15 protein-coding genes and 1 pseudogene are annotated in these 11,665 nt (G+C 64.8%); 8 read left to right on the forward strand and 8 right to left on the reverse strand.

Annotated elements, in window-relative coordinates; all coding sequences use genetic code 11:
* Window positions 1-273 precede the first annotated feature (273 nt).
* Complete coding sequence (locus AC1RPL_RS08040) at window positions 274-972, reverse strand: pirin family protein (RefSeq protein ID WP_493068723.1); 699 nt, start codon at window positions 970-972, stop codon at window positions 274-276.
* Between the two features lie 119 nt (window positions 973-1,091).
* Between AC1RPL_RS08040 and AC1RPL_RS08045 the strand changes: the two genes are divergently transcribed.
* The gene (locus AC1RPL_RS08045) at window positions 1,092-2,021 is read left to right on the forward strand and encodes a LysR family transcriptional regulator (RefSeq protein ID WP_493068724.1); all 930 of its coding nucleotides are present in this window, start codon (window positions 1,092-1,094) and stop codon (window positions 2,019-2,021) included.
* A gap of 230 nt (window positions 2,022-2,251) precedes the next feature.
* Here AC1RPL_RS08045 and AC1RPL_RS08050 read toward each other — a convergent pair whose 3' ends face one another.
* Window positions 2,252-2,563, reverse strand: a complete 312-nt coding sequence (locus tag AC1RPL_RS08050; protein WP_493068725.1) for a hypothetical protein — start codon at window positions 2,561-2,563, stop codon at window positions 2,252-2,254.
* Between the two features lie 297 nt (window positions 2,564-2,860).
* On the opposite strand from AC1RPL_RS08050, the gene AC1RPL_RS08055 reads away from it, so the two are divergent.
* Window positions 2,861-3,283 (forward strand): DoxX family protein, encoded by a 423-nt coding sequence (locus AC1RPL_RS08055; RefSeq protein WP_493068726.1) that lies wholly within the window; start codon window positions 2,861-2,863, stop codon window positions 3,281-3,283.
* Between the two features lie 124 nt (window positions 3,284-3,407).
* A complete protein-coding gene (locus AC1RPL_RS08060; protein ID WP_493068727.1) occupies window positions 3,408-3,536 on the forward strand; it encodes a hypothetical protein in 129 nt (42 codons plus the stop codon).
* Between the two features lie 86 nt (window positions 3,537-3,622).
* Here AC1RPL_RS08060 and AC1RPL_RS08065 read toward each other — a convergent pair.
* A pseudogene (locus tag AC1RPL_RS08065) lies at window positions 3,623-3,751 on the reverse strand (porin); the annotation flags it as partial.
* Between the two features lie 349 nt (window positions 3,752-4,100).
* On the opposite strand from AC1RPL_RS08065, the gene AC1RPL_RS08070 reads away from it, so the two are divergent.
* Window positions 4,101-4,808 carry an alpha/beta fold hydrolase gene (locus AC1RPL_RS08070; protein WP_493068728.1) on the forward strand — a complete coding sequence of 236 codons (708 nt, stop codon included), beginning with the start codon at window positions 4,101-4,103 and terminating at the stop codon, window positions 4,806-4,808.
* Window positions 4,805-5,860 (forward strand): MBL fold metallo-hydrolase, encoded by a 1,056-nt coding sequence (locus tag AC1RPL_RS08075; RefSeq protein WP_493068729.1) that lies wholly within the window; start codon window positions 4,805-4,807, stop codon window positions 5,858-5,860. The genes AC1RPL_RS08070 and AC1RPL_RS08075 overlap by 4 nt, the downstream gene beginning before the upstream one ends.
* 134 nt (window positions 5,861-5,994) lie before the next feature.
* On the opposite strand, the gene AC1RPL_RS08080 is transcribed toward AC1RPL_RS08075, so the two are convergent.
* The 3 genes from AC1RPL_RS08080 to AC1RPL_RS08090 are packed head-to-tail and all read right to left on the reverse strand — an operon-like array spanning window position 5,995 to window position 6,960.
* Entirely contained in the window at window positions 5,995-6,189 is a 195-nt protein-coding gene (locus AC1RPL_RS08080) for a ComEA family DNA-binding protein (RefSeq protein ID WP_493068730.1), read from the reverse strand.
* 4 nt (window positions 6,190-6,193) lie between these two features.
* A complete protein-coding gene (locus AC1RPL_RS08085) occupies window positions 6,194-6,667 on the reverse strand; it encodes a cupin domain-containing protein (protein ID WP_493068731.1) in 474 nt (157 codons plus the stop codon).
* A 17-nt stretch (window positions 6,668-6,684) separates the two neighbouring features.
* Complete coding sequence (locus AC1RPL_RS08090; protein ID WP_493068732.1) at window positions 6,685-6,960, reverse strand: CsbD family protein; 276 nt, start codon at window positions 6,958-6,960, stop codon at window positions 6,685-6,687.
* On the opposite strand from AC1RPL_RS08090, the gene AC1RPL_RS08095 reads away from it, so the two are divergent.
* The gene (locus AC1RPL_RS08095) at window positions 6,959-7,342 is read left to right on the forward strand and encodes a hypothetical protein (RefSeq protein WP_493068733.1); all 384 of its coding nucleotides are present in this window, start codon (window positions 6,959-6,961) and stop codon (window positions 7,340-7,342) included. The two genes, AC1RPL_RS08090 and AC1RPL_RS08095, sit on opposite strands and share 2 nt — an antisense overlap.
* Window positions 7,343-7,452: 110 nt before the next feature.
* On the opposite strand, the gene AC1RPL_RS08100 is transcribed toward AC1RPL_RS08095, so the two are convergent.
* Entirely contained in the window at window positions 7,453-8,283 is an 831-nt protein-coding gene (locus AC1RPL_RS08100; RefSeq protein WP_493068734.1) for an alpha/beta fold hydrolase, read from the reverse strand.
* A gap of 450 nt (window positions 8,284-8,733) precedes the next feature.
* On the opposite strand from AC1RPL_RS08100, the gene AC1RPL_RS08105 reads away from it, so the two are divergent.
* Window positions 8,734-9,399 carry a sensor histidine kinase gene (locus AC1RPL_RS08105; protein ID WP_493068735.1) on the forward strand — a complete coding sequence of 222 codons (666 nt, stop codon included), beginning with the start codon at window positions 8,734-8,736 and terminating at the stop codon, window positions 9,397-9,399.
* 38 nt (window positions 9,400-9,437) lie between these two features.
* Here the strand turns inward: AC1RPL_RS08105 and AC1RPL_RS08110 are convergent, their stop codons facing one another.
* Window positions 9,438-10,319: a LysR family transcriptional regulator gene (locus AC1RPL_RS08110; RefSeq protein WP_493068736.1), complete on the reverse strand. Its 882-nt coding sequence runs from the start codon at window positions 10,317-10,319 to the stop codon at window positions 9,438-9,440.
* Window positions 10,320-10,447: 128 nt separating this feature from the next.
* Between AC1RPL_RS08110 and AC1RPL_RS08115 the strand changes: the two genes are divergently transcribed.
* The gene (locus AC1RPL_RS08115; protein ID WP_493069104.1) at window positions 10,448-11,641 is read left to right on the forward strand and encodes an MFS transporter; all 1,194 of its coding nucleotides are present in this window, start codon (window positions 10,448-10,450) and stop codon (window positions 11,639-11,641) included.
* Window positions 11,642-11,665: the final 24 nt, after the last annotated feature.

Consider the following 11,665-nt stretch of genomic DNA (forward strand, 5'->3'; position numbering starts at 1 on the left):
ATCCGATCGCCGAGGCTGCGCTATCGCATTCTGTAGCGGACGACGTCGTACGGGCGTTCAAGCCGACGAGCTTCATCGCGCTGCGGCGAACCTTGTTGCGCGCTTGGGGAGAATTCTTGACGGAGCCAACGCGCCAGCGTCCCCCTCAGCGTAAGTCGATTGGGCTCACCTTATACCGAGGCGGTGGTCTTCATCAGTTCCCGGGGCGCCCCGGGGCACATAGGGCGACGGGCAGCCAGTTGGCCGCCAGCATATGCCGGCCGCCAGATTGCGTCATGCCGCATCGACGAGCACGATCTCGCTATCCTCGATCGCTGTTACCGTGAGCGTGTCGACATCGCTGATCGCTGCGCCGTCCCGTGCATTGACCCGTGTTCCGTTGATTTCAACGGTACCGATGGCCGGCACGAGGTAACCGCGGCGATCCGCGCCGAGCTTGTATTCCGCCGTCTCGCCCGCTTTCAGTGTCGCGCCGACGACCCGGGCATTCGTGCGGATCGGCAGCGCGTCATTGTCAGCGTCGAAGCCGCTTGCCAGTACCACGAACTGCCCGGACCGCTCGCCCCTGGGGAAAGGCCGCGCTCCCCAGCCGGGCTTTTCGCCGGTGCGCGTGGGCTGGATCCAGATCTGGAAAATCCGGGTCGTGATGTCCTCGCGATTATATTCGGAATGGGCGATGCCCGTCCCCGCGCTCATCACCTGAACGTCGCCGGCTTCGGTGCGACCCCTATTGCCGAGATTGTCCTCATGGGTGATGGCGCCCTCGCGAACGTAGGTAATGATCTCCATGTCGCGATGCGGGTGCGGCGGAAAGCCAGTATGCGGCGCGATGGCGTCATCGTTCCACACCCGCAGATTGCCCCACTCCATCCGATCCGGATCGTAGTAGTTGGCAAACGAGAAGTGATGCTTGGCATCGAGCCATCCGTGATTGGCACCGCCAAGGCTCGAAAAGGGTCGAAGTTCGATCATCGCTGTTACTCCGCTGGGCTGGGGAGGAGGTCTACCGCTGCCGTCGAAGCACTATGTAGAGGCGCTCGACTTGTTCGATCAGCTGGATAAAAAGCGATGAACTTTTCGAGAAAGCTGAAATGAATAACCCCGGCACCCCGACCTTCGATCAGCTGCGGATCTTCCTTGCCATCGTGGACACGGGAAGCTTCGCGGCTGCCGGCCGGCAAATGAATCGCGCCGTCTCGGTGATCAGCTATGGAATCTCCAATCTGGAGTTACAGCTGGGCGTGACGCTGTTCGAACGCGAAGGCACGCGCAAGCCGAAGCTGACGGAGGCAGGACGCGCCGTGCTGGCGGAGGCGCGCAGCGTTGCCCAAGGTCTCGATGGACTTCGCGCCAAGGTGAAAGGCTTGCTGGATGGCCTTGAGGCGGAAGTGCATCTTGCCGTCGATGTAATGCTGCCGGCCCGGAGGCTGGGCGAACTGCTTCGGGCGTTTGCAACGGAATTTCCGACCGTAACGCTTCGATTGCATGTCGAGGCACTTGGCGCCGTAACTGCGCTCGTACTGGATGGCCGTGCGGTCCTGGGCATTTCCGGACCGCTCTCTGCCGGCGTCGAGGGAATTGATGCCAAGCCGGCAGGTGCGGTGGAAATGGTACCGGTGGCGGCACCGGATCATCCGCTCGCGCGCATGGCGACGATCCCGCCCGGGACCGGGCGCGACTATGTGCAACTCGTCCTGACCGATCGTTCGCCACTTACAGAGGGGCGCGACTATTCGGTGGTCAGCCCGAGGACCTGGCGCTTGGCGGACCTTGGCGCCAAGCATTCTCTGCTGCGGGAGGGCATCGGTTGGGGCAATATGCCGCTTCCCCTCATCGAACCCGACCTGTTTTCGGGAACGCTGGTACGGCTCGCCTTGCCTGAGCAACCCGGCGGCATGTACCGCTTCTCCGGTATCTGGCGTCGGGATGCGCCGCCGGGGCCGGCGGCATCCTGGCTTCTCGAACAATTTGTATCGCGGGCCGGTGTGGATAGCGAAACCTCCGGGATGGTCGATCTCTAGACCTGCCAGGTATCGACGCTTCCGCTTCCGGCCTGACCAGCGCCGGTGTCCTCCTGCCCAACCATGTCTTGCAGCGGTGATTCCGATGCCTGGCTGCTACGCCCGGCGGATGCGGATCGCCGGGACGGGCGCTAGCGGGCGCAGGCCCGTCCCGGCGATCATCTCAGGCGGGGGCATACCTGAGGCTGGGCTCTAACGCCCGACACCGGTCCGGTGCCCGCGCGGTACGGTCAAAGCGAGAGCAGCGCGATGGCCTCGATCTGGGCCCTGCTGAACCCGTGCGCCGTCAGGCTCCCGGCAAGTTCCTCCGCAGGCCTGCGGCGTCTGCGGGTCATGCACACGAAGCGGCGGATGGCCTCGAGGCGCGCATCCGATAGAGGCAGCGGTGTCCGGGATCCGTAGAGAAGATACGAGAGGCGCCGAAGAGGGCTCACGCGTTCGTCGTCCGAAATCACACCGCAATCTTGCAATCCCGCATCCTGCAGCGCGATCGCCACCGTCGACCATTCGACCTGGGTAAGATTCAAATCCGGTGTTGCCATCTGTTCCTCCCGCATTTGCAGCGGCCCGATGCAACCAGACGCGCCGGGGGTAAATGCGTAAAGTCTCGACGAATGCGTTCGAGATTCTCGAACCCGTCTTGACCTGCGTCTTAAGCCAAGGCGTGGGCGCGAAATTGCACATTCCTAGCGCGATCGGCAAATTCCTGCGGCCGCGAGGCTTTTGGCCATTTCAACAAAATAGAACAATCCGAACGATTTTATTCGGCTGGTTGGGTTGCGGTGCTGCCGCCACCTTAGGGCTCACAACGGCGTACCACCGCCGAAAGGAGACTGTTCATGGCTACGCTACCTCTCGATGCGACCACCAGGTCGTCCAGTTCCGCTGCCGCGCTTCCGCTTATCGGCCGCATCGGCATCGCCGCCATTTTCCTTCTGAGCGGCATCTCGAAGCTTGCGGCCCCGGCCGCGACGATTGGGTATATCGGCTCGGTCGGCCTGCCTCTTCCCGAGGTCGGCCTCGCGATCGCACTTCTTGTCGAGCTCCTTGGCGGCGCGGCCCTTATCCTGGGCTACCGCACCCGTGCCGTCGCGGCGATCCTGGCGGTGTTCTCGATCGCTACCGCGCTCGCCTTCCACAGCGCGCTGGGTGACCAGAACCAGTTCATCCACTTCTTCAAGAACGTGGCGATCGCGGGCGGGCTGCTCAACATCGTCGCCTTTGGTGGCGGGGCACTGAGCCTCGATGCCCGCCGCAAATAAGCAGGGCCTGGAAACGCACGATCGACCGGGTGGCCCTCCGCCCGGTCGTTTCGTGCAATTCGCGTCCGCTACCTTCTATGGTGGGTGCGTCGCGCATGGCATCGCCGTCCGGGAGGAGACAGCAATGCCCATGATTTCAGACCCGAGCGAACCGCAGATTGACGCCGACGATCACGAAGATGCGTTGATCGACGAAGCGCTGGAAGAGAGCTTTCCAGCCAGCGATCCGCCCGCGCCGCCTGTTTTCGACTGATCAGAAGGTAATCTGCGTTCTCGCGCCAATCGTGCTTCCCGTGTCGGAGCCGGGCCGGGCACCGGCGTGATCGACGACGTGCAGCGGATATAGTTGATCATCACGCGCACGAATCCGTTCAGATACCAATTGGCACCCAGCGTCCGGCGTCGCCTTTTGCCCCCGCTCGCCAGATGGGCATAGCCGAGATGCTCATGGCGCGCGGCGATCTCGATCGCGCCCGGCCCGCCGGCGAAGAGCGGCCGCGACTATCATGGCTTGGATCCCCATGGGGCCTTCGGACGATCCGGACAGCGGCTCGGCCGGGGCAGATCCGCGACGGGGCGCCGGCACGGATCGATTGAACACGAACCGGATATGCAGTCAGGGGTGCCACTCGATTGTATGCGCGTATCATTCCTGGTGCTTTTCGAACCAACGCCCTGCTCCCCTGGCCGGGATGGGCGGCGCTACGGGTCAGAACCCGCCAAATCGCCGCGCCTTTCTACAATTTCGCGCGCGGCTGAGCCGCTAGGAGGACTTCAAGCAATCCGGTCCAGCCCGGATCCACAGGAGCCCTGAACCATGACCGACTCTTCTTCGACCAAGCCGACCGTCGTTCTCGTGCACGGCGCCTGGGCAGACGGCTCCAGCTGGCAGCGCGTCATCCCGCTTCTCCTGGCAAAGGACATTGCGGTTGTCGCGGTGCAGAATCCCAACACCTCGCTCGCCGATGACGTGGCCGCCACGCAGCGCGCGCTGAACGCGATCGACGGACCGGTCGTGCTTGTGGGGCATAGTTGGGGCGGTGCCGTCATCACCGAGGCAGGCAACGATCCCAAGGTGAAGGCACTTGTCTATGTCGCCGCTTTCGCCCCCAAAGCGGGTGAGACGGTCGGCGAGCTGGTCAACGCCCACCCATCGCCGCCGGGCCTGGCGCAGGTGCGTGACGACGGGACCGGCTTCCTCAAGCTGACCGCCGAGGGTTGGATCGGCGATGTCGGCCAGGACCTGCCCGAGGCCGAAGCGCGCCTTCTCGCCGTACTGCAGCCGCCGCTCGCCGCCAGCACTTTCGGCGACAAGATCACCAAAGCTGCGTGGGAGAGCCGCCCCAGCTGGTATATCGTCTCGGCGAACGACCGTATCGTCAGTGTGGCGCTCGAGCGTGCGCATGCTGCCGCGATGAATGCCAGGACGAGCGAACTCGAGGCGAGCCATCTCTCCCTGCTCTCGCAGCCCGAGGCCGTTACGGACGTGATCCTCGACGCCTACACCACCGTCGCCGCCGCGTGACCGAAAGAGCGGCGCGCGGGCGTCCGCGCGCCGCTCTTTTGCCGGTCTTGCGGAAGGCCGCCATTGAAGGATTCACCATGAAAACCTCTCTTCTCGCATCGGCGGCGCTGATGCTCGTGCTGTCCCCTGCGGCTTCCGCGCTGGCGCGGCCTGACAGACCCTCGCGTCCAACGCCGCAGGCCGCTACGAACGCCGCTGCCGTTTACAAGATGCGACTGGGTGCCTTCACCATCGTCGCGATCGGCGACGGCATCTTCGAGCTGCCGACGGATCAGCTGTTGGTCGATGCCAGACCCGGTGAAATCAGCGCGCTGCTCGCGGCAGCGAACCAACCCGTCGTGCAGCCAACCTCGGTCAACGCCTATCTCATCGATACCGGCAAGAAGCGCATTCTGGTCGACACCGGCGGCGGGAATTTCTTCGGTCCGGCGCTCGGAAAGTTCATGGCCGGCCTAACGGCTGCAGGCTACAAGCCCGAGGAGATCGACGAGATCCTGATCACGCACCTTCACCCCGATCATGTCGGCGGGCTTGCGATCGACGGGAAGAGGGTCTTCCCCCACGCGACGCTCCACATCGAGGAGAGCGAGCGGAACTTCTGGCTGGACAAGGCCAATGTCGACAAGGTCGATCCGTCTGTGAAGGCAAGCTTCGACGCAGCGGCCCTGTCGCTTGCCCCGTATCAGGCGGCCGGACGGTTGCAGACCTTCAGGCTTGGCGCCGCGCTCGCGCCCGGCGTCCATGCGGTCGCGCTCGCCGGCCACACGCCTGGCCACACCGCCTACAAGGTGGAGAGCGGCGGCAGGACATTGCTGATCTGGGGCGATGTCATGCACGTCGCACCGGTTCAGCTCATCGATCCGGCGATCACGATCCGGTTCGACTATCGGCCGGAAGAGGCATGGCACAGCCGCCAGCGGATTCTCGCCGAAGCGGCAAAGCGGCACTATCTCGTCGCGGGAGCCCATCTCGCATTCCCGGGCATCGGGACATTCCGCCAGGAGGCGCATCAATGGCGGTGGCTACCGGTGACGCGGTCCGGCAACAAGTGAAATGCCCGCCCGGTTGACGCGCTGAATTCCGCGCCCTGATATCATCAGGGCGCAGATTTCCGGAAAGTGATGCGGAGCGCTTGAACGGTCTGAGCCCACTCCTGGGAAATTGCGCTACCGGCAGCAGTTCGTCGTCAAAGTGCCAGGAGCGCGCGATCCTCGTCGCTCAATTTGCCGGCCATGCCGGGAACCTCGTCGAGTTGGCGCAGCGCGGTGAATCGGCCGCGTTCCTGACGATACCGTGCAATCTCGAAGCCATGTCCCGCGAGCGCGGGCAGGGAATCCAGTTCCTCGGGCGTCGCTTCGTTCACGCCCAGTTTCGCCACCATCGAGTTAGGCACCTTTCCGCCTGGGCTTCGGTTCGGGTTGCGGCGCCGGCTTCGCGCGCCCGCTGCCCGCCAGCGTGCTTTTCACTGCCTTGACCATCTTGGTGACCACATCCTCCTCAGCCGCCTCGGCTTCCGCCTTCGTCCTGTGCTTTACACCCCGGTCTTCCGCCGGGGGCGCATAGACGGAGAAGAGCTTGAGGGGCGTCGTCCCCTTGTTGATGATGTTGTGCTTCGTCCCCCGAGGGATGACGATCATGTGGTTGGCCGTCACCTTCGTGCTACGACCATCCAGGACGGCGCTGCCGCTGCCCTCGACGAAATAGGTCGTCTGGTCGGCGCGGTGGGTTTCCTCGCCGATATCCTCGCCTAGCTTCAGGCTCATCAGGACGATCTGGACATTCCTGTCGAGATACACCTCTTTCTGGAAGAAGCTGTTGGCTTTGGCCAGCGTCACCATGTCCTTGTTGAACGGGGCCATCGCTTGCTCCTTCCGCCTCAACGCCTGCCGCGCAGCGTGTGGAGAATGGCGAGGCCGACCACGCCGGCCAGCGCCGCCGAGGCCCAGGGCTTCTCGCGCGCGAATTGCTTCGCCTTGTCGAAGATCGGCGTGCCTTCGGTGGCGAGCGCATCGCGCGCCGCGCCGAAGACTTTCCGGGCCTTGCCGCTCAGCTGATCCGCGAGCCCTTCGCCCTGCAGCGATGGGTCGCCCGCGACGTCGCCGACTGTTTCCTTGACCTTGCCCGCGATGTCGCGGCCTTCTCCTCTCAGCATGTCTTCATTCATCGCTCGCCTCCAGCAACCGGTGCTTTGTGTGGACAACGAGCAAACAGCCGAAAAGACTCGCGGCCAGCCCCGCGCGCATGAATGCCCGGACGGATCGCCAGGCGGCTTGAATACGGCCTCGCAATGGTTGGCACCGACCAAAGCGGGACGCGTTAATACCCCGAAAATGGAGGTAAATCGGGTCATGCCTGACACCCGGGTCGTCGCGATCGGACTGTTGACGAGAAGCGATCTCGATCGCCTCGGCAGCACATTTCATAGCGCCATTCCCATCGACGGGGATGATGGAATCTTCGCGGATATTCTGCGGCAACTCGACCAGATTGAATCGAGCAATTCGGCAGGGGAATTGTTATCCGCCCCGATCTGAAGGCTTGAGGGCGCAAGTAATCGCCGCTCACCTGGCCTGTTCGGGCCATGTCCCCCATGCGCACGAAAAGGAGCACAGCGATCGCTGTGCTCCTCTGTCGCTGGTGAAGTTCAGCCCCGGACGAACGCAAGCAGGTCGGGGTTGATCACATCGGCATGGGTGGTCAGCATGCCGTGGGGATAGCCCTTATAGACCTTGAGCTGCGCATTCCTGACGAGCTTTGCCGAGAGCAGGCCGGAATCGGCGATGGGAACGACCTGGTCGTCGTCCCCATGGAGCACCAGCGTCGGCACGGTGATCGCCTTGAGATCCTCGGTCTGGTCGGTCTCGGAAAAGGCTTTGATGCCGAGATAATGCGCGTTGGCAGCGCCCATCATGCCCTGGCGCCACCAATTGTCGATCGTACCTTGAACAGGGGTCACACCCGGGCGGTTGAAGCCGTAGAAGGGGCCGCTGGCGACGTCGCGGAAGAATTGCGATCGGTTGGCGGCAAGCGCCGAGCGAAAGCCGTCGAACACCTCGATTGGGGTGCCGCCGGGATTCTTGTCCGACTTGACCATGATCGGCGGCACCGCGCTTACCAGGACCGCCTTGGCGACACGGCCTGCGCCGTATCGCGCGACATAGCGCGCGACTTCGCCGCCGCCGGTCGAGTGGCCGATATGCACGGCATTGCGAAGGTCGAGGGCGTCCGCAACTGCCGCGGCATCGCGCGCATAGGTGTCCATGTCGTGTCCGTTGGTGACCTGCGCGGAGCGGCCATGGCCGCGGCGGTCATGTGCGACGACGCGGTAGCCGTGCAGCAGGAAGAACAGCATCTGCGCGTCCCAGTCGTCCGAGGAAAGCGGCCAGCCGTGATGGAACACGATGGGCTGGGCATCCCTGGGGCCCCAGTCCTTGTAGAAGATTTCGGTTCCGTCCTTGGTCGTGATCGTACCCATGCGATGATCTCCATGCTCGATAGGGAAAAGGGGCGCGGCACTACCGGCTAGCGGCAGCCCGGCACCGGCGATGAGCCCTGTCGCCGTCATGGCGAACAGGAGCTCGCGACGGCTCGGGTCAATCCTGAGGGGCGAATCGTCTTGCACGCTGTGGCTCCTGTCGGGGGCGATAGGGCATCCGATCCGGCCCGTGAGGGGAGGTCAATGCCGCCGCCCATGCTAGTCTGCCGATCCGCCGCGATGCTCTACCATACGCAGGTATGCCCGGCCCTTCCGTTGGTTGAGCCGCCAGGGCCGGACAGTCGGCTTCCCTGCCGTCCCGGACGCGTGTGCCGGCGCGGTTCCGGCGGGCCTTATGCATCCCAAATGCTGCCCCGCCGAGACTTGCGTATGGTTTCGCGCTCCCGTGGGTCCCGTCAAAACGCCGCCCACAGGACAAGGGAGGCACGCATGATCGCCAAGGACATTCGCGACCCGGACGCCGTGACGGCGGTCCTGCCGCCGGTGACGGTCATGGCACACCAGGAAATCGACCACCGTGTCGCCAACGGGCTCCAGCTGGTTTCCGCACTGCTCGGCGCACAGGCGCGCGGCACCGACGATCCCGATATACGCGATGCGCTGACCGCCGCCATGCAGCGCGTCGCGGCGATCGCCGGCGTCCACCGGCAACTCTATCGATCCGGCGATGCGCACACCGTCGATATCGCCGCCTATCTGGCCGAGCTCGCCGCAGAACTCGAGGCGGCGTACACGACCGGTACCGCACGAAAGCGCATTTGCGTTCACACGCCCCGGCGGTCCGTTCCGGCCGGCTATGCCAGTGTGCTGGGAATCCTGATCACCGAGCTGGTGCTGAACGCATGCAAGCACGCTTATGCGCTCGAGGAGCCCGGCGAGATCGATGTCTGTCTCTTCTTCCCGGCGGCGTGCGAATTCTGGCTGGAGGTTCGCGACTATGGCGGTCCCGTGGGGGCTGTACAGGTCGTGAAGGCGGTGGGATTCGGCAGCCGGCTCATCGACGCGATGAGCCACAGGCTCCAGGGAACCTATGCCTATATTCCTGACAAGGTGGGCACGCGCTTCGTGCTGACGGGCAGGATACCGCCCTTATGAACGGCGGGAGGAAATCCGGAGAGCGCGTGCCGGGCCGGCTATCCCGTCTTCAGATGGGCCTCCACGGCCTGCGCGAACATCCGCACCTTGGGCGGTACCAGCCGTGCGCTCGGATGTACCGCCCAGACCGCGAACGTGTCGGCACTGGCATCCTCGAGCGAAATCTCGACGACCGCGCCGGTTCTCAGGTCCGGCTCGACGATCCAGCGGGAAAGCTGGGCAATCCCCAGTCCGCCGCGGCAGGCTTCGTAGACTCCTTCGACCGAACTGGCGTTGAAACGTCCGGTGACCCGCTGGCGTAACAGCCTCGCCTGCGGTCCCCGAAGCTCCCAGTGGCTCACGCCGGTCACGGTCAGGCATTCGTGCTGGGCGAGTTCAGTGGTCCGGCTGGGTGTGCCATGCTCGGCGAGATAGGCCGGCGTGGCGTAGAGGCCCAACGGATTGTCCGCCAGCCGACGGGCTACCAGGCTGCTGTCCCGCAGCTTCGCTATGCGGATCGCAAGATCGATGCCCTGGGCGACGATATCGACGATGTCGTCCGTCATCAGCAGTTCGACCCGCACCTCGGGATTGGCCCGGATGAAATCGGGGATGATCGGCGCGAGCACACGCCGCCCGAACGGAAAGGAGCTGGTGACCCGCAACAGGCCCGCGGCCCCCGCTCCCGCCGGCCGGAGCGCGGCGCGCGCATCCCGTTCCTCCTCCAGCATCGCGCGTGCATGGGGAAGGAAATTATCGCCCTCGGGCGTCAGCGAGAGCGTGCGCGTCGACCGGTGGAACAGCCGGACGCCCAGGTCCGTCTCGAGACCGGCCAGCCGCCGCGAAGCGGCCATCGCACCGATACCGAGGCGACGGCCCGCAGCGGCGAGGCTGCCATTCGCAACGGCCTCGACGAACACCGCGACATTCCCAAGATCCATAACGATACTCGTTATACCGACATAACCATTTGGCAGGATAATAACGAAAATAAAGATGATCTACATGTTTTGGCGATGAACGGCCCGCATCGAGGCGGACCGGTTTCCAGGAGGCGAAGATGAACGCCATGAGTGAAATCCAGTCTGCCGGCAGCGCGGTCGAGGACGGCCACCGGCTCAGCCGCGGGCTGACCTTTTCGATGGCCGTCGCCGCGGGCGTGGCCGTCGCCAATATCTATTACAACCAGCCGATGCTCGGCGTGATCGAGCGGGACCTGCCAGGCAGGCTGGGTGGGCTCATCCCCACCGCGACCCAGCTCGGATATGCAGCCGGCCTCTTCCTGTTGGTGCCGCTCGGCGATCTTCTCGAGCGCAAGCGGCTCATCGTGACGCAGTTCCTGCTGCTGGCCGCGGCGCTCGTCGCAGCCGCCTTCGCGCCGAGTGCCGGATTGATGCTGATGGCATCGCTGGTCGTGGGCGTCGCGTCGACCGTGGCGCAGCAGATCGTCCCGCTCGCCGCGCACCTCTCCGCACCCGAACGGCGCGGTGCGACCGTGGGGACGGTGATGTCCGGCGTGCTTTGCGGCATTCTCCTCAGCCGTACGCTCGCCGGCTTCGTCGCCACCCATGCCGGTTGGCGCGAGATGTTCCTGCTGGGCGTTCCGATGGCCCTTGGCGCCGCGGCGCTCATGGCGGTCAGGCTGCCGACCAGCCGGCCGGACAGCACGCTCGGCTATGGCGCGCTCCTGTCGTCTCTCACCCATCTCTGGCACGAATTCGGTGCCCTGCGCCTGGCGGCGATCACCCAGGCGCTGCTGTTCGCGGCTTTCACTGCCTTCTGGACTATCCTCGCGCTCCAGCTTCAGACGCCGCGTTATGCGCTCGGCGCGGACGTCGCCGGCCTGTTCGGTATTGTCGGGGCAGTCGGCATCCTGGCCGCTCCCCTGGCCGGCCGCGTCGCGGACCGCAGCGGGCCGCGCCCGGTCGTGGCGCTGGGCGCGCTGCTGACGGTCGCGGCCTGGCTTCTCTTCGGCTTCTGGCAATCGATCGCCGGGCTGATCGTCGGCGTCATCCTGCTCGACTTCGCCGTGCAAAGCGCGCTCGTTTCCAACCAGCACCTTGTCTATGCGCTGCGGCCCGCGGCCCGGGCGCGGCTCAACACGATCTTCATGGGCTCGATGTTTCTTGGTGGTGCCGGCGGGTCGGCGGCGGCGACCGCGGCGTGGAGCCTGGGTGGCTGGTCGGCGGTCTCGGTCATGGCAATCCTGGTATCGGGTATCGCCGCGGCGCTCCAGCTGCGCAGCCTGATCCGGGCGCGCTGATCCTGTCCCCTGCCTTGCTCTCCC

The sequence above is a fragment of the Sphingomonas sp. GW821-FHT12D09 genome (assembly GCF_058807215.1).